Origin of the sequence: Afifella pfennigii DSM 17143, assembly GCF_000688515.1 — a bacterium.
Classification (GTDB): Bacteria; Pseudomonadota; Alphaproteobacteria; order Rhizobiales; family Afifellaceae; genus Afifella; species Afifella pfennigii.
In genome coordinates this window covers 213,066-231,212 of sequence record NZ_JHZK01000001.1, presented here as the reverse complement: position 1 = coordinate 231,212, position 18,147 = coordinate 213,066, and the positions used below count along the sequence as shown (strand labels likewise).

Genomic DNA, 18,147 nt, shown 5'->3' with positions numbered 1-18,147 from the left:
CTAGTCATCCCCTTGCGGGCCCTTCTCGGCAATCACCTCCAGTTGCCAGGGTGCCTCCAACTCAAGCACCGGGCCCGCACGCCTCTTCAGGAAGCCGCGCAGACGCACTGTTCTGCCGGCAAGAGCGGCAAGGCCCGCCTCGTCGCCGAAAGCGGCGCGTTGAGCCCTGGCGATCTCCGCCGTGAAGTCATGCGACCAGTCTCGGCCGAAGTTCAGATAGGTACGGTAGGGCCGGTTCCCAACGGAGATGATCGTTCCCGCCACGATGACGTAACGTCCATATTGTGACGAAAGCGCGTCCGGCGCGTGAGCATTTCTGACCATTTCCGCCCTTGCCCACAGGCCCTGCCGTGCCCCGCGCGCCTCCTCCTCGGCGGCGAAGAAGCGAGCCGTGCAGGCCGGTTTCTTGTCGCCGAGACCCGCGGGAAGGGCAAGCGCCAGCCCCTGGCGCAGCAAATACTCCTGCAAGAGTGTCTCATTTCTGCCGATGAGGGCGGCGTGACGGCCGTGCCGGTCCGGCCTTTGCGACAGGCGCTCGGCCTGCAGGCCGGCCCGGGAAAGAAAGGCTTGTAAGGCGGCGAGCGCCGCGTCTTGCAGCTCTGTCTCGTTTGGGGCCAGGAGGGAGGGCGGGGCGATGCCGGCGGGCGAAAACCGCCCTTCGCCGGCGACAATCGTGCGGAAATCCTCAGCCACGGCGCCGGAGAGCACCTCGCCGGCGACTAGGCGGCAATCGGCTTGCGGGGGAGCGGCGAGGGCGAGATTGCCAAACAGCAGAAGAAGGAGAGCCGCCGCAAGGCGCACTGGGCTAGCCGCCGTTCTTCTCAGATGCTCCATGATCGCGATCTTCGGCCGCCTTGCGCATGCGCCAGGGATGAACCCAGAAATCGTAGACGACCATCGCCACGACGATGACAAGCACGGCGATGAGGTCCGGCTGGCGAACCCAATAGGCGGTGATGAACAGAAAGAGGGTAAATCCCGCCACGGCTATGAAAGCCAGGATCCTGTCCATCCAGCCCGTCATGCGGCAATCCCTTCCTCGGCGCTTTCCCGGGCAAGGCGCTCCATCAGCCAGCGCGCGGTGCGCAACAGACGCCCTTCATGACCGCGCGGGCCGACCAGCTGAATGCCGAGCGGCATGCCGTTCTCGCCCTCGGCGAGCGGCAGGCTGATCGTCGGCACCCCGCACAGCGACCAAATGGTGTTGAAGACCGGATCGCCGGTCGAGGCATGGCCCTGCGGGGCTTCGCCCGGAGCGGAGGGGGTGAGGATGGCGTCGTAGCGCTCGAAGATGGCGTCGAGGCCGGCATTGAAGACCTTGCGCCAGTCGAGCGCAGAGAGATAGTCGACGGCCTTGATCTGACGCCCCTCGGCGATCGCCTCGCGCATTTGCGGGCTGAGCTGATCCCAGCCGCGCTCCGCCCAGGGACGCAGGCTGCGCGCGAAGCCGGCGAGCATCAGCCGGCGATGGGCGGGATGGGCGTTGGCGAAGGTTTCCGGCAGTGGAACCTCGTCGCATTGCTCGCCGAGCAGGGCGGCAAGCTCCTCAAGCGCCGCCTGCATGTCGGGCGCCGCCTGATCCCAGACCGGCGTTCTGACGAAGGCGAATTGCGGTTTCACCGGCGGCTTGGCGAGGGCGGTCGCCAGCATCGGGTCGTGCGCGAGGGGACGTGTCTGCGGATCGCCCGGATCGTAGCCTTGCAAAAACTCCGCCAGGAGCGCGGCATCGGGCACGGAACGCGCGAAGACGCCGAGCGTATCCAGGCATTCGGCCTGCGTGAGCCCGCCGGTGCGCGGGATGACGCCGAGACCCGGCTTGAAGCCGACGACGCCGCAATAGGAGGCCGGGCGGATCATGGAGCCGTTGGTCTGCGTGCCGATGGCGAGCGGGGCCATGCCGGCGGCGACCGCCGCCGCGGAGCCGGAGGAAGAGCCGCCCGGCGTGCGTGACGGATCGTGCGGGTTCTTCGTCTTGGAAGGCGCGAAATAGGCAAGCTCCGTCGTCACCGCCTTGCCGAGGATGACGGCGCCTTCGGCTCTGAGGCGCGAGACGACGAAGGCGTCATGGCGCGGCCGCCTGCCGGCATCGAGCTTCGTGCCGTTCTCGGTCGGCATGTCGGCGGTGTCGATGATATCCTTGACGGCGACGGGCAGGCCGTGGAGCCGCCCGAGCGGGCGGCCGCTCTTGCGCCAGGTATCGAGCCGCTCCGCCTGCTCGCGCACATAGTCCGGATCGATGAAGGCGAAGGCCTGCACCTCGCTTTCCCGCTCGGCGATGCGGGAAAGATAGGCGTCCGCCACGGAAAGGGCGCTGACCTCGCCCCTGGCGAGTGCGTCACGCGTTTCAATGGCGCTGAGCGCCTTTCTGGCCTTCATGCTCGCTCCTTAGCGGCCGTAGACGAGGTTGGGCAGCCAGTAGACGATCTCTGGGAACACATAAACCAGCACCATCGCCAGAATCACCATGGAAAGGAAGGGCATGCAGCCCTTGAAGATCTCCACCAGCTGCACGAAGGGCGGCGCTATCCCCTTCAGGTAATAGGCGGACATGGCCATGGGTGGCGTCAAGAACGACGTCTGCAGATTGAGCGCCACCAGGATGCCGAAGAACAAGGGATCGATGCCGAAATGCGGCAGGAGGGGCAGGAAGATCGGCACGAAGATGATGATGATCTCCGACCATTCCAGCGGCCAGCCCAGCAGGAAGATGATGATCTGGGCAAGGATCAGAAAGACGATGGGGGAGATGTCGAGGCTGGTGACGAAATCGGTGATGACCTTCTCGCCGCCGAGATAGGAGAAGACGGAGGAGAAGATCCACGAGCCGACGAAGAGCCAGCACACCATCGCGGAGGTGCGCACGGTGAGATAGACCGATTCCTGCAGGCGCTGCCAGGTGAGAGCACGATAGGCGATGGCCAGAAGAAGCCCGCCCAGGGCGCCGACCGCAGCCGCTTCGGAAGGCGTGGCAAGGCCGAAGAGGATCGCCCCCAGAACCGCCAGAATGAGAACCGCGAGCGGAAAGAAGGAGGTGATGAGAAGCCACAGAAGGGCAAAGCCGGAGATCTGATCATCCTCGCGCTCCGGGCGCGGCGCGATCTTCGGGTCGAGCCAGGCGCGGCCGATGACGTAGACGACATAAAGGCCGGCAAGCAGCAGTCCCGGCAAAAGCGCGCCCGCATAAAGCCGCACGATGGAGACGCCCGAGGTCGCCGCATAGACGATGAGCATGATGGAGGGCGGGATGAGGATGCCGAGCGTGCCGCCGGCGCAGATGACGCCGGAGGCGAAGCTGGTGTTGTAGCGGGCATTCAGCATCGCCGGGAAGGCGAGAAGGCCCATCAGCGTGACCACCGCGCCGACGATGCCGGTGGCGGTGGCAAAGAGCGCGCAGGTGATGAGCGCGGCCACGGCCATGGAGCCGGGAATGCGCCGGGCGGCGATCTGCAGCGTGGAGAACAGCCGGTCGACGATGTTCGCCCGCTCCACGATATAGCCCATGAAAAGGAACAGCGGCACCGCCGTCAGGACGTCGTTCGACATGACCGAATAGGTCTGATTGACGAACAGATCGAAGACGCGGTTGTTGAGAAAGCCGCCGATCCAGGTCTCCACCTGGGTGAAGAGATCGGCACCGTCGGCGACCGCCCGATCGAAGGCGCGCCATTGCCGGTCCGCGTCGAAATAGGCGTAGTAGCCGAAGGCCACGCCGAGCGCCATCAGCGTGAAGGCGATGGGAAAGCCCAGCATGATGATGAGGATGAAGATGCCGAGCATGGCGACGGCGATCTGGGGCTCGGTCATGTGCGCTCGTCCGTGCCGCCGCCGCGCGGCCTGCCCTTGTCGTCATCGGCCGGCGGGTTGAAATCCTGCCGCTTCTGCTTGGCCGGAAGAACGATGTCGACCGCCTCGGTGCCATGGTGGAGGATTTCGCGCTCATGCTCCTTGATGAGCTGCGTCTCCAATTCCTCCACATCCTCCTCGCGCTGCGGCCAGGCGCCGGTGCGAATGCACAAAATGCAGCGGAAAACCTGGGCGATGCCCTGGAGAAAGAGGAGAATCCCGGCGGCGACGATGATGAGCTTGAAATGGAAGATCGGCACGTTGGCCGGGCTCATGACGCTGACTTCCAGATAGCCCAGCGAGCGCGAGGCGTATTTCCAGCCGGCGAAGATGAGGGCGAGGATGCCGGGAAAGAAGAAGATGAAGTAGAGCACCAGCTCAACGGTGGCCTGCGTGCGCGGCCTCCACAGCCGGTAGACGACGTCGCCACGCACATGCCCGTCGCGCGACAGGGTGTAGGCGCCGCCCATCATGAACAGCGCGCCATACATCATGTAGGAGATGTCGAAGGCCCAGGCGGTCGGATCGCGCAGCACGTAGCGCACAAAGACCTCGTAGCCGACGCCGAAGCTCATGACGAGAATCGACCATGCGAAAGCCTTGCCGAACCAGGTCGAGACCTTATCGGCGAAGCGGATATAGGCTTCCATGAGAAAACCAGTTGTCCTGAAGGGGGTGAAGAGCGGCTAGGCGCCGCTCTTCGTGCCGTGGATCAGCTGTCCAGCTTGCCCGGGAAGTAGTGGTTGTAGGCGAGCTTATAGTCGGCCTGGTTCATCAGGCTGTAGAAGGCGACCCGCTCGGACCATTCCTTCTGGCTGTCGACCACCTTCTTGAAGAAGGCGTCCTGGGTGAGGTCCTGAAGCACCGTGTCCCAGGATTCAAGCTGCGCCTCCATGATGGCTTGCGGCGTGCGATGGACGTTGACGCCGTCCTCGCTCATCAGCGCCTGCAAGTCCTTGGAGTACTGGTCCATGGCAAGGCCGTAATTGGCGGTGTTGGCCGCCTCGGCAGCGTATTCCAGGATCGCCTGCAGATCGGAATCGAGGGATTCGTAGAGATCCTTGTTGACGATGATCTCGAAGAACTCCGCCGCCTGATGGTAGGAGCCGAGCATGTAGTGCTTGGACACGTCCTGGGCGCCGAAGCGACGGTCGGAGGTCGGGTTGTTGAACTCGAAAGCCTCGATGACGCCACGTTCCAGCGCCGGAACGATTTCGCCGCCGGGAAGCTGGGTGACGGAAAGGCCCATGCCCTGCATGATGTCGGTGGCCAGGCCGACCGTGCGGTACTTCAGCCCCTGCATCTGGTCGGCGGAGGTGATCTCGTCCTTGAACCAGCCGAGCGGCTGGGTCGGCATCGGCAGGGCGAAGAAGCCGACGACGTTGAGGCCGAGGATATCCTGAACCAGCTCGGCATAGAGCTCCTTGCCGCCGCCGAAGTGAATCCAGGCGAGAATCTGCGAGGCGTCGGCGCCGAAGACCGGGCCGGTGCCGAAGAGCGAGGCGGCCTTGTTCTTGCCGTACCAATAGGCGGTCACGGTGTGGGCGGCATCGAGAACGCCGTCGGCGACCGCATCCTGCACCTGGAAGGCCTGAACGACGGCGCCGGCGGGAAGCAGATCCACCGTCAGCCGCCCGCCGGACATGGCCTCGACGCGATCAGCATATTGCTTGGCCATCTCCTGGAAGATGTCGGAGGAAGGCCAGGAGGATTGCATCTTCAGCGTCATGGTCTCCTGGGCGGAGACGATGGCGGGCGTGGCGAGCGCGCCTGCCGCAGCGCCGGCGGCAAGCCCGCCGGTCTTCAGGAACGAGCGGCGTGAGACAGGTTTCTTCGTTTCGGACATTCGTTTCCTCCCGTTTTGTGATGGCCCGATTGAATAGGCTCATTGTTATGTCTCTATCTGAGCGCTTAACGCAGCAAAGTTCAAGCAGGGCGCGTGCGGAAGAAGAGACGATCCGGTCACAGGAGGGTGAGAGCGGCGGGCAGACCCCGCCGCCGGGCGACAACACCGCTTTCCCGCCGGCTCTCACGCAGCTTTCGATCACCTTGGGCGCGGCCGGCCCGCGCTTGCGGGCTTGTCGCGCCGGGAGCGAGCGGCTAGGTAATTCGGCTAAGACGGGTCGGCGCGAAGCTCGGCCGGAAAACCGCCAGCCGGCGCGTCGGCACGGCCCCGTAGCTCAGCAGGATAGAGCATCAGATTCCTAATCTGAGGGTCGCAGGTTCGAATCCTGCCGGGGTCGCCATTTTCTGCAGGGTCCATACCGGGGACATGGTTTACAGCTGATACCGGAGAGATAGTTTACACTTTCTCCGGGGCGAATGGGTTGGGCGCTGGTTCGACGCGGCCGTTTTCCCTGTCAAAGAATCCCAGCTCATCGTCGATGAAGCTGGCGAGCCAGATCTCCTCGTCGAGCTCTCGGAGGCCGAAGATTTGGCCGGCGAAGAAAAACCCCGGACCTGCGGTCTGCGGCGTACCGACCACTAAGCGGAGCGCGGGACATTCATAACTTCGGCGATGCCGCGCCTGCCGCCCGACGGCCTCCGCGAAGATGCGGCCGGCGGCGTCGGGCCGGGCGGTCGCCTCATGGCTGCGACTGCTGGCTCTTGAACAGGGAGGGTGATGTTCCAGTCTGCGCAGCGAAGGCGCGGGCGAAATTGGCGGGTGTCGAATAGCCAACTTCGGCAGCGACGTTCGTCACGGACATGCCCGGCAGAGCCAGCAACTCGCAAGCGCGTTCAGTCATCACGGCTCGTGCGAGATTTCGGTAGGACATGTTCTCAGATGCGAGCGCTCGCTGAAGCGTTCTCGGGCCAAGATCGAGCGCTTCGGCAACCGTCTCCAGATCGGGCCGGCCTTCGCCCAGCCGTAAACGTATCAACTCGCGCACGAGCTCGATCGTGGTCCGCGGCGGGCTACGGCGCCGATCCCGCACGACGTCGCGAAGCGTCACCGATGCGCACGTCGCGCGGCGCGGACGAGGCGTGAGGAGAAGATCTCGGGATACCGGGAAGGCGACGCAGCCCTTTCCAAGGCGCACATCGCATCCAAAGGCGTGTTCGATGAGCCATCGTTGCGGCCTTGCGGCGATGTCGAGCGCCAGCCAGTCCGGGCTCCAGTCTCGGCCAAGAAAAGAGCGCGGGATACTGCGCATGACCGCCGCCGCGACGAAGGCGACGTCGTCGTAGCCGGGTCCTCCCGCATCGGCGAAGCGATAGGCGAAGAGCAGGTCGTCGGCGCGTGGAATGAGGGCCAGCCAGTCCCCGCTGGCGTGGAGGTAGACCGTTTCGAGCGCGCGATTCATCGCCTCGCCTAGCGTCGCTCCGCCAAGCACGTAGTCGCCCCAGCTGCCGTAATCGGTCACCGAAAGATGCGGCGCCGCGAGCAGGCCTATGTCCTGGCTGCCGAGCGCATCGCTTGCGCCGGCGACGAAGGACTTTAGAGCGGCTTGCGGGATGTAGAAGTCCCGCTCCTCGATCAGGCGCAGCGGCAGTCCGGCGCCCGCGAAGACCTGGTGGAGGGCGCGCTCGCCGCACTCCCGCTCGATAAGAGCGGGCATGCTGCCGAGGGTTCTGGCGGTAATAGTCGGCGTCGTCATCCGCTATTCACTCCTCGGCCCAGTGTCGCAAAATGAGTGGCGGGCGTCATCCGCTCTTGGATAGCAACGAAGCTAACCGGTTCAGGGAGGACGCTGATGCGGATCAGTTTCTACTTATCCAGAGGCCGGCGCGCCTTCGCCTTGGCTTTTGCGCCCGTGCTGGTTGCTTTCGCTGCATGGGCCGAGCAGGCCCCAGACTACGCCGCGGATGTTCCGCCCGGGCTCTTGACGCCGAACGAAGTTCAGACCGATTTCCTAGGGGAGCTGCGCTTCTTTGACGGCATGCCGTTGCCCGAGACGGCGGAGCGCCTCTACGACTATCTCGACTTCCATCGGGGGGTGGAGACCTTCCACACCGGGATGCCGGCCGCTTCCGTCTATGCGATCATCGAGGGGCTGCGTGCCGAGGGCGTGGAGCCCGGCGACCTCGGCATCTTCGAAGAGCTGCTCGATGCGCGCTCGCTGTTCCTGACGCCGAACACAACCTCGCTCTACGCTTGGGGGGCGATCGACCTGACGGATGGCCCCGTCGTGATGGAGGTGCCTCCGGGTGTCCTCGGCATGGTGAACGACGCCTATTTCCGCTACGTGGTCGATCTGGGCAAGGCGGGGCCGGACGCGGGCGCGGGAGGGGCGTATCTCTTTCTGCCACCGGGTCACACGGGAGATACGCCCGACGGCTACCACGTCGTTGAGACGCAGACCAATTTTCACGAGTTCTTCTTTCGCGGGAGCGTGACCGACGGTGATACCGCCGCCGCCGCCCAGGCTATCAAGGATGCGTTCCGGCAATATCGGCTGGCCGAGGCGGATGCGCCGGGCGAGCAGAAATTCGTCAACCTGTCCGGCCGGCAGATGAACACGATCCATTCCAACGACATGAGTTTCTTCGAAGAACTCAATGCCGCCGTGCAGCGCGAGCCCGACGGCGCCTTCCCACCGGAGATCGCCGGGCAATGGGCGGCCGTCGGCATTCGCAGGGGGCGGGACTTCGCGCCCGACGAGCGGATGCGCGCGATCCTGGAAGATGCGGTGAAGGTCGGCAACGCCACCGCCCGGGCACTCAATTTCGCGCCGCGCGCTCTGCGCTTCGATTTCTACGAGGATCGTCAGTGGTGGTCGCCCTTCGCCGGCGGCAGTCACGAATTCCTCGACGGCGCGGTGCGCATGATCGACGACCGGATCATGTTTCACTACTACGCTACCGGCATCACCCCGGCGATGGTCCTGCCGAAACCGGGCACCGGCTCGGCCTACGAGGTCGCCAACACCGACGCGGCTGGCGACTATCTCCACGGCGGGCGCAGCTATTCGCTGACGCTGCCCGCACCGATCCCGGCGGGCGATTTCTGGTCCCTGGTGGTCTATTCGGGCCAGACGCGCTCGATCCTGGAGACCGACCAGAAGCTCGCCGGTCTTGACAGCACGCTCGACGGCGTCGCGCCGAACGCGGATGGCTCCTACACGATCTGGTTCGGCCCCGAGGCCCCCGAGGGCCGGGAAGGCAACTGGATCCAGACCATGCCCGACAAGAGCTACTCGGTGATCTTGCGCCTCTATGCACCCCTCCAGCCCTGGTTCGACAAGACGTGGAAGCCGGGCGACTTCCAACCGGAGAATTGATGATGAAGATTACCGCCTACGCTGCGGCGCTTATCCTGATCGCCGCCTTCGGCGCCTGGGCGCAAGAGCCGGTGACGCTCGACAGCTACGCCCGGGCGGAATCGGACGAGCAGATGAAGAGCTATGTCGACAGCTATGACAGCTTCGGCAAGTTCGACCATTTCCGCGAACTCTACGACGTCAACAACCAGATCACCATTCGCGGCAATCGCGACACGCTCTACTCCGTCGCCGTGTTCGATCTTAGCGAGCCGTTGACGATCACGATGCCGGAAGTGGGCGACCGGTATCAATCGCTCCTGCTCGTCAGCCAGAATCACGATATTTTCCCCGGCATCTACGAGGCCGGCGAGCATGAGATCACGCAGGACAAGATCGGTACGCGCTATGTTTTCGCCATCGTGCGGACCTTCGCCGACCCCAACGATCCGGTCGATATGGACGCCGCCAGGCAAGCGCAAGACGATCTGCTCGTGACGCAGGCCGATCCGGGCACGCTGGACCTGCCGGAGTGGGACACCGACCGGATGCGCGAGATGCGCGACGCGCTCAACCTGCTCGGGGGCGAGGTCGAGAACACCGCGCCCTTCTTCGGCATGAAGCAGGATGTGAGGCAACTTGACCAAATGCTCGGCGTCGCCTGCTGCTGGGGCGGCTTCCGTGCCGAAGACGCGAACTACCTCAGCTTCGCGCCCGAGGCGAACGACGGCAAGACCCCCCATGCGCTCACGGTCAGCGACGTGCCGGTGGACGGATTCTGGTCGGTCACGCTCTATGATGCGGAGGGGTTCATGCCGCTCAACGATGCTGGCGTCTATTCCTACAACAACGTGACCGCCGAAGCGAACGACGACGGCAGCACCACGATTCACTTCGGCGCCTGCGAGGACGGCCGGCCGAACTGCCTGCCCATCGTGGAGGGCTGGAACTACCTGGTGCGTCTCTATCGCCCGCGCGAAGAGATCCTCGACGGAAGCTGGAGCTTTCCACCCGCGACGCCGATGGAGTGATCAGAGACTTGAGAGAGCAGGCGGCGGCTGGTGCCCGCGCCAGCCCCTCTGATCCTATTTTCTCTGCTTTAGAACGTTGGACCGCGGTCCCGTCCTCTCCGCCATTTTACTACCCGCTCACCCAGCGCGTCAGGAAATAGCCGGCGAGGGCGGAAAAGCCGGTGAGGCAGGTTCCCCAGACGACATCGACGATCGTCACGGAGACCGGCCAGTTCTTCAGCGTGGCGAGGTTGGTCATGTCGTAGGTGCCGTAGGCGACGAAGCCGAGGAGGGCGCCGGCGACGAGCGCCGTTGTCCAGGAGCCGGAGACGAGCGCCGGCCAGACGGCGAAGTAGACGAGACCGCCGACATAGACGAGATAGAAGAGGCCGGCGACGGCGAAATTCGGCCGCTCCGCCATCAATTCGCCCAGCCGGTCCTTGTAGAAGGTGCCGCCCATCTGGCTCAGCCAGACATAATCGATGCCGAAGAAGACGATCGCGGTCATCAGATAGGCAATAATCGTTTTCGGCATGGGGCTCTCCTTGTGTGAGGTTTGGCTTCGCTGGAACGGGCGGTGCCCGGTGCAAGGTTATAGGTCCGCAGATGACGGCGGCGAGGGGGGTAAGACGCCCTTCAGGCTTGGGGGGGCGCCGCCGCGGCTGGAAAAATTCCTGCCGGCGAAATCCCGTGCGTCTTCCCCTTCGTAGAGAAGGCGTTACTTTTGCGCCGAAAGAGGGGAGAACCAATGAGCGGAACGCTTCGGCCCGCAGAGCCGGGCCGGCGGATGGCGGTGATCGGTTCCGGCATCGCCGGGCTTTCGGCCGCCTGGCTGTTGAGCCAGCGCCACGAGGTGGTGCTCTACGAGGCCGAGAGCCGGCCGGGCGGGCACAGCAACACGGTGGAGCTGCCGGAAAAGGGACTGTCGGTCGATACCGGCTTCATCGTCTACAACGAGCTCAATTATCCCAATCTGGTGGCGCTGTTCGCCCATCTTGGCGTCGCCACCGAGCCCTCCGACATGTCGCTTGCGGTCTCGCTCCACGGCGGGCGCGTGGAATATTGCGGCAGCGGGCTCAACGGTCTCATCGGCCGGCGCGGCAATATCGTCAGCCCGCGCTTTTGGGCGATGCTGAAGGATCTCACGCGCTTTTATCGGGAGGCGCCCTCGCTGCTGGGGGCGGGAAGGACGGAGAGCCTGACGCTCGCGGAGTATCTCGAAGAGGGGCGCTACGGCGCCGCCTTCGTGGAGGACCATCTCTTGCCGATGGCCGGCGCCATCTGGTCGGCGAGCCCGGCGGAGATCGGTGCCTTCCCGGCGCTCGCCTTCGTGCGCTTCTTTCACAGCCACGGCCTGCTTCTGCTTTCCGGCCGGCCGCCCTGGCGCACCGTCAGCGGCGGCAGCCGGCGCTATGTGGAGCGCATTGTGGCCGATAGCGGCGCCGAGCTGAGGGGCGGCACGAAGGTGGCCGAGGTCACGCGCAAGGAGGACGGCGTCACGGTGAGGGACGAAGCGGGCCATGCCGACTTCTTCGACGCGGCGGTGATCGCCACCCATGCCGACCAGGCCCTGGCGCTGCTTGGCGACGCCGATCCGGTGGAATGGACCAGCCTCAGCGCCTTCCGATATTCGGCAAATCGCGCCGTCCTTCACCAGGACGAGGCGCTGATGCCGACAAGGCGGCGCGTCTGGTCGAGCTGGAACGTCATCGATGACCGGCTGAAAGGCGAACGGTGGGGCGACGACGGGCGGGGCGGCGAGGACAGACCGCTTTCCGTCACCTATTGGATGAACCGCCTGCAGAACCTTCCGCCCGCCCATCCGCTCTTCGTCAGCCTCAATCCGCCGCGGCCGGTCAGGGCCGACAGGACAATCGCCGCGTTCGACTACACCCACCCGGTCTTCGATCAGGCGGCGATCGCCGCGCAGGCCGATCTCTGGCGCCTGCAAGGAAGGCGGCGGACCTATTTCGCCGGTTCCTATTTCGGCTACGGCTTCCACGAGGACGCGCTGCAGGCGGGGCTCGCGGCGGCCGAGGCGGCGGGTGGCGTGCGCCGTCCCTGGAAGGTGGCGGATGAGTCTGGCCGGATCAGCCTTTCGCCCCATCTGTTAGCCGCGGAATGAGTGACGCATCTGCCTTCTATGCCGGCACCGTGGTGCATACGCGCCTGAAGCCGCGCCGACATCGGCTCAGCTACCGGGTGTTCTCGCTGCTCGTCGATCTCGACGAGCTGCCGGCGCTCGACAAGAAACTGCGCCTGTTCGGCCATGACCGGCGGGCCGTCTTCAGCTTTTTCGAGGCCGATCACGGCGACGGGCAGCCCGGGCGGCTGAAGGCCTGGGTGCGCGAGCGGCTGGAAGAGGCCGATATCGAGACCGGCGGGCCGGTGCGCGTTCTGGTCTATCCGCGTCTCTTCGGCTACGTCTTCAACCCGCTTACCGTCTATTTCTGCCATGCCGCTTCGGGCCGGCTGGCGGGCATCCTCTACGAGGTCAGCAACACCTTCGGCGAGAGGCGCACCTATGTGATTCCGGTGGCGGGGGAGGGGCGCACGGTCGAGCAGGCATGCGACAAGCTTCTCTATGTCTCGCCCTTCATCCCGATGGAATGCCGCTACCGCTTCACCGTCGAGCCGCCGGGCGAGCGGGTGTCGGTGCGCATCGGCGAGGAGGACGAAGAGGGCCCGCTGCTCGTCGCCGCCTTCACCGGAGCGCGCCGGCCGCTGAGCGACGCTGTTCTGGCGCGGGCGCTGATCGCCTATCCGTTGATGACACTGAAGGTCATCGGCGCCATTCATTTCGAGGCTTTGCGGCTATGGTGGAAAGGCGTGCCCGTCTTCCGGCATGCTCCGGCGCCCGAGCGAATCGCCACGACAATTGTACGGTATGACAAGGAACAGGGGGGAAAAGCCTGATGAGCCATGCGGAGGAACGATCCATTGCGCGCCAGCGGCTTGTCGATCGGCCCTGGCAGCGCCTTGCCCGGCTGATCGCCTCCGGAACGCGCAAGGGTGAGCTCGCCGTACATTTTCCGGACGGCACGGTCTATCGCGCCGTTGGCCGCGAGGACGGCCCTTCGGCGGCCATCCACATTCATAGCGGGCGCCTCGTCTCACGCCTCGTCGTCGGCGGAGCCATGGGGCTTGCCGAATCGTATATCGCCAACGAGTGGTCCTCGCCGGATCTCGCCGACTTTCTGGAATTCGCGCTGGTCAACGATCCGATCGACGGGCCGGCGCTGGCGCTGTCGCGCGTCAAGGAATGGGGCGACCGGCTCTGGCATTTGAAGCGCGCCAATACGCGCAAGGGCTCCAAGCGCAACATCGCCGCCCATTACGATCTCGGCAACGAGTTCTACGCCGCCTGGCTCGACGCGACGATGACCTATTCGGCGGCGCTCTTCACCGAGCCGCAGATGACGATGGAGGCGGCGCAGCGGGCGAAATACGCCCGTATCGCCGATGTTCTGGAGCTGAGGCCCGGCGACAGGGTGCTGGAGATCGGCTGCGGCTGGGGCGGCTTTGCCGAATTCGCCGCCGGCGAGCGCGGCTGCCACGTCACCGGCCTGACGCTTTCGCAACGCCAGGCCCAATGGGCCAGGGAGCGGCTCGCGGCCGCGGGGCTCGCCGATGGCGCCGAGATCCGCCTGGAAGATTACCGCGACGCGGGCGGGCGTTACGACAAGATCGTCTCCATCGAGATGTTCGAGGCCGTCGGCGAGGCGCATTGGCCGGATTACTTCGCCGTTCTCGGCCGACGCCTGAAACGCGGCGGGCAGGCGCTCGTCCAGACGATCACGCTCGACCATATCCGCTTTCTGGACTACCGGCGGCGGGTGGATTTCATCCAGCGCTATATCTTTCCCGGCGGCCTGTTGCCCTCGCGGGAAGTCTTCGAGACGAGGGCGCGCGAGGCTGGGTTCTTCATCGCCGACGCCTTCTTCTTCGGCCACGATTACGCCGAGACGCTGCTGCGCTGGGAAAAGGCGTTCCTCGCCGGCTGGCCGGAAATCGAGAAGCTCGGCTTCGACGAGCGTTTCCGCCGGCTGTGGCGCTACTATCTCAATTACTGCATCGTCGGCTTTCGCGACGGACGCCTGGATGTCGGCCAGTTCCTCTTGGAGCGTCGATAGGGGACCAGTCAGCGCCGGCGCAGCATCTGGCGGGTGACGTCGAAGAAAAGCGGATAGGGCAGGAGCCGCAGAAGCTTCATCGTCAGCGCCATCTGCCAGGGAAAGACGATCTCGAAGCGCTTCTTTTCAAGCCCGGCCACGATGGCGTCGACCGCCTTCTCGGTGGAGACGATGAAGGGCATCGGGAAATCGTTGGTCTCCGTCATCGGCGTGTCGACGAAGCCGGGATTGATGACGCTGAGGGTGACGCCCTTGCGGCCAAGGTCCGGATGGAGCGATTCGCACATATTGATGAGCGCCGCCTTGCTGGCGCCATAGGCGGCGGCGCGCGGCAGGCCGACATAGCCGGCGACGGAAGCGACGACGGCGATGTGGCCCGCGCGGCGCTCCAGAAAGCGGGGAATGACGGCTCCCAGGCCGTTCACGGCGCCAAGCACATTGACGTCGATCGTCTTGCGGAAGGCTTCCAGGGAGAATTCCTTGGCGGTGAAGGGGGTGAAGGTGCCGGCATTGAGAACGACGAGGTCGACCGGGCCGATGGCGCGCTCGACAGCTTGCATCGCCTCCTCATTGGCGTGCGGCTCCGTCACGTCCAGCGGGATAGCGTGGATCGAGCCTTGGAGGGCTTGCGCCTCGCGTGCCAGCGCTTCCAGCTTCTGCGCGCTCCTGGCGCTTACAGCAACGCTCCATCCCTGCCCGGCAAGACGCAGGGCGAGCGCGCGGCCGATGCCGGTGCTCGCCCCGGTGATCCAGGCGCGCTTTCCCGCCTGCGATCGGCCCGGTGCCGCCGTTTCCTCCATCTTGGCTTCCTTTGCTCCTGGTGTGAGGTTGGTCGTCAGGACGGAACCTGTCGCAAGACCGGCAAAGGGCAATGGCAAGGTGTTGCAGCTGTGCTTCAGTCTCGGGCTCATGCGTCTTGAGCTTCTGGCGATGCCGATCGTGCCGGCCTAGAACCTTTTGAGGAGCAAAGCTGGCCCAATTGCCGTAGGGCAACGTCAGAAGGGGCGGGAGGAGGAAGTGGTACGCGATCGCAAGGAACTGGTGCGGCTCGCCAACGAAGAAGCGCAGGTACAGGCCAAGCGCATCTTGCGCTGCGCACGCTTCGGCGCCCTTGCCGTTCTTGACCCTGAGAGCGGCCATCCGCTGGCAAGCCGCACGGCGCTGGCGACGGATATGGACGGCGCGCCGATCATCCTCATCTCCGAGCTGGCCATCCACCGCCAGGCTCTCGACGCCGATCCGCGCTGCTCGCTCCTTGTCGGCGAGCCGGGAAGGGGCGATCCGCTGGCCCATCCCCGCCTCAGCCTCGTCGGCACGGCGCGGCGCATCGAAAAGCGCACCGAGGAGCATGTGCGCATCCGCCGGCGCTATCTCGCGCGCCAGCCGAAGGCCGGGCTCTACGTGGATTTCGGCGATTTCTCCTTCTTCCGCATCGAGCCGGAGCGGGCCGACCTCAATGGCGGCTTCGGCAAGGCTTTCTATCTGGAGCGCCGGCAGTTGCTCGTGGCGCGGGGGCCGGTCGCGGCGCTGGAGGCCTTCGAAGAGGGGGCGGTGCATCACATGAACATCGATCATGCCGATGCGATCGCGCTCTATGCGCGGGTCCTGTGCAAGGTGAAGGAGCCGAAAGAAGGCTGGCAGATCGCCACGCTCGATCCGGAAGGGCTCGATCTCGTCGCCGGGGACAAGGTGGTGCGGCTCGCCTTTCCGAAGACGGTGGAAAGCGTGGAGGAATATCGGCCGATGCTGGTGCGGCTGACGAAAGAGGCGCGCGACAAGGACACGGCAGCGAGCGTCGGCTGATCCGGTGTCAGCGCCGAGTTAGCGACAGGCCGCGCACAGCCCCTTGATCTCCAGCGTCGTGCGGGCCGGCAGGAAATCGTGCCTTCGCGTCCAGGCGCCGATCTGCTTCTGGAGGGCGGGGTCGGAGAATTCGGTGACCTTGCCGCAGGCCTCGCAGATGGCGAAGGCGACCGTCTCGCCGGCATGCTCGGCATGATGGGAGCAGGCCACGAAGGCGTTCAGCGTCTCTATGCGGTGGACGAGCTTCATCTCGGTAAGCTTGTCGAGGGCGCGGTAGACCTGCAGCGGCGCGCGCAGCCCCTCGCCGCGCAATTCGTCGAGGATCTGATAGGCGCTGAGCGGCCCGTCGACGCGCAAAAGCGTGCCGAGGACGAGCTCTTGGTTGCGGGTGAGATCCGGCGCCGCGCTCATCGGCGGGGGCCCGCGACGCCGCCCGCAATGCGCCAGGGCGCGGGCAGGAGGCTGAGGAGAAAGACGACAAGCGCCGCCACCACGATGGAAGGGCCGGAGGGCGTGTCGAAGCTGAGCGAGCCGAAAAGGCCGGCGAGGACGGCAACGACGCCTATGGCGGAGGCGAGAAACGCCATCGCCTCCGGGGTTTTGGCGAAGCGGCGCGCGGTGGCGGCCGGAATGATGAGCAGCGAGGTGATGAGAAGGATGCCGACGATCTTCATGGCGGCGGCGATGATGCCGGCCATGAGGAGCATGAAGACGAGACGGGCGCGCTCCGCGGCAAGGCCTTCGGCAAGGGCGATTTCCTCGCTGACGGAGCCGGCGAGCAAGGGCCGCCAGATGAGCAGAAGGAGGCCAAGGGCGAGCGCGCCAGCACCCCAGATGACGGCGAGGTCGAGGCGCGAAACGGCTAGGATGTCGCCGAAGAGATAGCCGGTGAGGTCGACCCGCACCCAGGTCATCAAGGCGATGATGACGAGGCCGAGGGCAAGGGTGGAATGGGAAAGGATGCCAAGGAGAGCGTCGGCTGGCAGGGCGCCGCGGCGCGACAAGGCCAGGAGGCCGAGCGAGACGGAAGCGGCCACGGCAAAGACGCCGAGCGTCAAATCGATGTCGAAGAGGATCGCCAGGGCGACGCCCAGAAGCGCCGAATGGGCCATGGTGTCGCCGAAATAGGCCATGCGGCGCCAGACGACGAAACAGCCGAGGGGGCCGGCGATGAGGGCGACGCCGATGCCGGCGAGAAGCGCGCGGGCGAAGAAGTCGTCAAGCATTGCCGCCTCCGCAGCAGGAGGAGGCGCCCTTATCGGACGTCTCGGCCGAGGCGAACGGCACCACGTCGCCGTGCAGGTCGTGGGCATGGGCGTGATGGTGCCGGTAGACCGCCAGCGCCTCGGCGGCCCGCGGCCCGAAGAGCTGGCGATAGGATTCGCTGGCGGCGACGAGTTCGGGCGAGCCTGAGCAGCAGACATGGCCGTTGAGACAGACGACGCGGTCGGTTTCCGCCATGACCAGATGGAGATCGTGCGAGATCAGGAGGACGCCGCAGGAAAGGCGCTCGCGGATTTCGCCGATGAGGCGGTAAAGGGCGATCTCGCCGGCAAAGTCGACGCCTTGCACCGGCTCGTCGAGCACCAGGAGGTCGGGCCGGCGGACGATGGCGCGGGCGATGAGAACGCGCTGGAACTCGCCGCCCGACAGGCTTTGCAGCGCGGCATCGGCGAGATGGGCGACGCCGGTGGCGGCGAGCGCCTGGCGCATCTCCTCGTCGGGGGTGCGGCCGGTCAGCGTCATGAAACGCTTCACCGTCAGCGGCATCGTCCAATCGATGGCAAGGCGCTGCGGCACATAGCCGACGGCGAGGCCGGGCTTGCGGCGCACCTCGCCCTCATCCGGCTTGACGATGCCGAGGATCGCCTTGGCGCTCGTCGTCTTGCCGCCGCCGTTGGGGCCGATGAGCGTGACGATCTCGCCGCGCGCGACGGACAGATCGACGCCGCGCACCAGCCAGCGGTCGCCGCGCCTTATGCCGAGGCCGGTGGCCTCGGCGAGCGCCTGCCTGGCATCGGCGGTGGTCGGGGCGTGCATTGTGGGGTCCTTCGCTGTTGCGCTCCGGTATGCCGAATGTTATACCGTTACGCAATATGTAATGTAATAACGTATCAAGGTGGCAGGTATGAGATTTGGCACTGAATCCCCGGGGGC

Annotated in this window: 18 protein-coding genes and 1 tRNA gene; 7 read left to right on the top strand and 12 right to left on the bottom strand. The window is 65.4% G+C overall.

Annotated elements, in window-relative coordinates:
* The 6 genes from Q331_RS22815 to Q331_RS0101155 form a co-directional block, all read right to left on the bottom strand.
* On the bottom strand, positions 1-834 hold the full coding sequence (locus Q331_RS22815; protein ID WP_084174546.1) for a thermonuclease family protein: 834 nt from the start codon (positions 832-834) through the stop codon (positions 1-3).
* Entirely contained in the window at positions 806-1,024 is a 219-nt protein-coding gene (locus tag Q331_RS23630) for a hypothetical protein (RefSeq protein ID WP_034490570.1), read from the bottom strand. The genes Q331_RS22815 and Q331_RS23630 overlap by 29 nt, the downstream gene beginning before the upstream one ends.
* Complete coding sequence (locus tag Q331_RS0101170) at positions 1,021-2,376, bottom strand: amidase (RefSeq protein WP_026379163.1); 1,356 nt, start codon at positions 2,374-2,376, stop codon at positions 1,021-1,023. Before Q331_RS0101170 ends, Q331_RS23630 begins: the two co-directional genes overlap by 4 nt.
* Positions 2,377-2,385: 9 nt before the next feature.
* Complete coding sequence (locus tag Q331_RS0101165; protein ID WP_026379162.1) at positions 2,386-3,804, bottom strand: TRAP transporter large permease; 1,419 nt, start codon at positions 3,802-3,804, stop codon at positions 2,386-2,388.
* The gene (locus Q331_RS0101160; protein WP_026379161.1) at positions 3,801-4,493 is read right to left on the bottom strand and encodes a TRAP transporter small permease subunit; all 693 of its coding nucleotides are present in this window, start codon (positions 4,491-4,493) and stop codon (positions 3,801-3,803) included. Before Q331_RS0101160 ends, Q331_RS0101165 begins: the two co-directional genes overlap by 4 nt.
* A gap of 62 nt (positions 4,494-4,555) precedes the next feature.
* On the bottom strand, positions 4,556-5,689 hold the full coding sequence (locus Q331_RS0101155; protein ID WP_026379160.1) for a TRAP transporter substrate-binding protein: 1,134 nt from the start codon (positions 5,687-5,689) through the stop codon (positions 4,556-4,558).
* Between the two features lie 323 nt (positions 5,690-6,012).
* Between Q331_RS0101155 and Q331_RS0101150 the strand changes: the two genes are divergently transcribed.
* A tRNA-Arg gene (locus Q331_RS0101150) sits at positions 6,013-6,089 on the top strand.
* 339 nt (positions 6,090-6,428) lie between these two features.
* Here Q331_RS0101150 and Q331_RS0101140 read toward each other — a convergent pair.
* The gene (locus tag Q331_RS0101140; RefSeq protein WP_026379159.1) at positions 6,429-7,442 is read right to left on the bottom strand and encodes a helix-turn-helix domain-containing protein; all 1,014 of its coding nucleotides are present in this window, start codon (positions 7,440-7,442) and stop codon (positions 6,429-6,431) included.
* Positions 7,443-7,538: 96 nt separating this feature from the next.
* On the opposite strand from Q331_RS0101140, the gene Q331_RS0101135 reads away from it, so the two are divergent.
* Complete coding sequence (locus Q331_RS0101135) at positions 7,539-9,065, top strand: DUF1254 domain-containing protein (protein WP_026379158.1); 1,527 nt, start codon at positions 7,539-7,541, stop codon at positions 9,063-9,065.
* Positions 9,065-10,075, top strand: coding sequence for a DUF1214 domain-containing protein (locus Q331_RS0101130; RefSeq protein WP_026379157.1), 1,011 nt, complete (start codon positions 9,065-9,067; stop codon positions 10,073-10,075). Before Q331_RS0101135 ends, Q331_RS0101130 begins: the two co-directional genes overlap by 1 nt.
* 109 nt (positions 10,076-10,184) lie before the next feature.
* On the opposite strand, the gene Q331_RS0101125 is transcribed toward Q331_RS0101130, so the two are convergent.
* Positions 10,185-10,589 carry a DUF2177 family protein gene (locus Q331_RS0101125; protein WP_026379156.1) on the bottom strand — a complete coding sequence of 135 codons (405 nt, stop codon included), beginning with the start codon at positions 10,587-10,589 and terminating at the stop codon, positions 10,185-10,187.
* Positions 10,590-10,802: 213 nt separating this feature from the next.
* On the opposite strand from Q331_RS0101125, the gene Q331_RS0101120 reads away from it, so the two are divergent.
* The 3 genes from Q331_RS0101120 to Q331_RS0101110 are packed head-to-tail and all read left to right on the top strand — an operon-like array spanning position 10,803 to position 14,187.
* Positions 10,803-12,179 carry an NAD(P)/FAD-dependent oxidoreductase gene (locus tag Q331_RS0101120; protein ID WP_026379155.1) on the top strand — a complete coding sequence of 459 codons (1,377 nt, stop codon included), beginning with the start codon at positions 10,803-10,805 and terminating at the stop codon, positions 12,177-12,179.
* On the top strand, positions 12,176-12,970 hold the full coding sequence (locus tag Q331_RS0101115) for a DUF1365 domain-containing protein (protein WP_026379154.1): 795 nt from the start codon (positions 12,176-12,178) through the stop codon (positions 12,968-12,970). The genes Q331_RS0101120 and Q331_RS0101115 overlap by 4 nt, the downstream gene beginning before the upstream one ends.
* The gene (locus tag Q331_RS0101110) at positions 12,970-14,187 is read left to right on the top strand and encodes an SAM-dependent methyltransferase (RefSeq protein ID WP_026379153.1); all 1,218 of its coding nucleotides are present in this window, start codon (positions 12,970-12,972) and stop codon (positions 14,185-14,187) included. The genes Q331_RS0101115 and Q331_RS0101110 overlap by 1 nt, the downstream gene beginning before the upstream one ends.
* Before the next feature lie 8 nt (positions 14,188-14,195).
* On the opposite strand, the gene Q331_RS0101105 is transcribed toward Q331_RS0101110, so the two are convergent.
* Entirely contained in the window at positions 14,196-15,098 is a 903-nt protein-coding gene (locus Q331_RS0101105; RefSeq protein ID WP_245615483.1) for an SDR family NAD(P)-dependent oxidoreductase, read from the bottom strand.
* Positions 15,099-15,204: 106 nt separating this feature from the next.
* Here Q331_RS0101105 and Q331_RS0101095 point away from each other — a divergent pair, with 106 nt between their 5' ends.
* Positions 15,205-15,990: a HugZ family pyridoxamine 5'-phosphate oxidase gene (locus Q331_RS0101095; protein ID WP_026379151.1), complete on the top strand. Its 786-nt coding sequence runs from the start codon at positions 15,205-15,207 to the stop codon at positions 15,988-15,990.
* Between the two features lie 18 nt (positions 15,991-16,008).
* On the opposite strand, the gene Q331_RS0101090 is transcribed toward Q331_RS0101095, so the two are convergent.
* Genes Q331_RS0101090 through znuC form a run of 3 tightly spaced genes read right to left on the bottom strand, consistent with a single transcriptional unit; the run spans position 16,009 to position 18,030 of the window.
* Entirely contained in the window at positions 16,009-16,401 is a 393-nt protein-coding gene (locus tag Q331_RS0101090; RefSeq protein WP_026379150.1) for a Fur family transcriptional regulator, read from the bottom strand.
* Positions 16,398-17,216 (bottom strand): metal ABC transporter permease, encoded by an 819-nt coding sequence (locus Q331_RS0101085; protein WP_034490564.1) that lies wholly within the window; start codon positions 17,214-17,216, stop codon positions 16,398-16,400. The genes Q331_RS0101090 and Q331_RS0101085 overlap by 4 nt, the downstream gene beginning before the upstream one ends.
* Entirely contained in the window at positions 17,209-18,030 is an 822-nt protein-coding gene (znuC, locus tag Q331_RS19370) for a zinc ABC transporter ATP-binding protein ZnuC (protein WP_084174544.1), read from the bottom strand. The genes Q331_RS0101085 and znuC overlap by 8 nt, the downstream gene beginning before the upstream one ends.
* Positions 18,031-18,147 lie beyond the last annotated feature (117 nt).

Bases quoted from the DNA above. Each gene is read 5' to 3' on its own strand.
- Q331_RS22815 (WP_084174546.1), bottom strand. From the start codon at position 834: ATGGAGCATCTGAGAAGAACGGCGGCTAGCCCAGTGCGCCTTGCGGCG.
- Q331_RS23630 (WP_034490570.1), bottom strand. From the start codon at position 1,024: ATGACGGGCTGGATGGACAGGATCCTGGCTTTCATAGCCGTGGCGGGA.
- Q331_RS0101170 (WP_026379163.1), bottom strand. From the start codon at position 2,376: ATGAAGGCCAGAAAGGCGCTCAGCGCCATTGAAACGCGTGACGCACTC.
- Q331_RS0101165 (WP_026379162.1), bottom strand. From the start codon at position 3,804: ATGACCGAGCCCCAGATCGCCGTCGCCATGCTCGGCATCTTCATCCTC.
- Q331_RS0101160 (WP_026379161.1), bottom strand. From the start codon at position 4,493: ATGGAAGCCTATATCCGCTTCGCCGATAAGGTCTCGACCTGGTTCGGC.
- Q331_RS0101155 (WP_026379160.1), bottom strand. From the start codon at position 5,689: ATGTCCGAAACGAAGAAACCTGTCTCACGCCGCTCGTTCCTGAAGACC.
- Q331_RS0101140 (WP_026379159.1), bottom strand. From the start codon at position 7,442: ATGACGACGCCGACTATTACCGCCAGAACCCTCGGCAGCATGCCCGCT.
- Q331_RS0101135 (WP_026379158.1), top strand. From the start codon at position 7,539: ATGCGGATCAGTTTCTACTTATCCAGAGGCCGGCGCGCCTTCGCCTTG.
- Q331_RS0101130 (WP_026379157.1), top strand. From the start codon at position 9,065: ATGATGAAGATTACCGCCTACGCTGCGGCGCTTATCCTGATCGCCGCC.
- Q331_RS0101125 (WP_026379156.1), bottom strand. From the start codon at position 10,589: ATGCCGAAAACGATTATTGCCTATCTGATGACCGCGATCGTCTTCTTC.
- Q331_RS0101120 (WP_026379155.1), top strand. From the start codon at position 10,803: ATGAGCGGAACGCTTCGGCCCGCAGAGCCGGGCCGGCGGATGGCGGTG.
- Q331_RS0101115 (WP_026379154.1), top strand. From the start codon at position 12,176: ATGAGTGACGCATCTGCCTTCTATGCCGGCACCGTGGTGCATACGCGC.
- Q331_RS0101110 (WP_026379153.1), top strand. From the start codon at position 12,970: ATGAGCCATGCGGAGGAACGATCCATTGCGCGCCAGCGGCTTGTCGAT.
- Q331_RS0101105 (WP_245615483.1), bottom strand. From the start codon at position 15,098: ATGAGCCCGAGACTGAAGCACAGCTGCAACACCTTGCCATTGCCCTTT.
- Q331_RS0101090 (WP_026379150.1), bottom strand. From the start codon at position 16,401: ATGAGCGCGGCGCCGGATCTCACCCGCAACCAAGAGCTCGTCCTCGGC.
- Q331_RS0101085 (WP_034490564.1), bottom strand. From the start codon at position 17,216: ATGCTTGACGACTTCTTCGCCCGCGCGCTTCTCGCCGGCATCGGCGTC.
- znuC (WP_084174544.1), bottom strand. From the start codon at position 18,030: ATGCACGCCCCGACCACCGCCGATGCCAGGCAGGCGCTCGCCGAGGCC.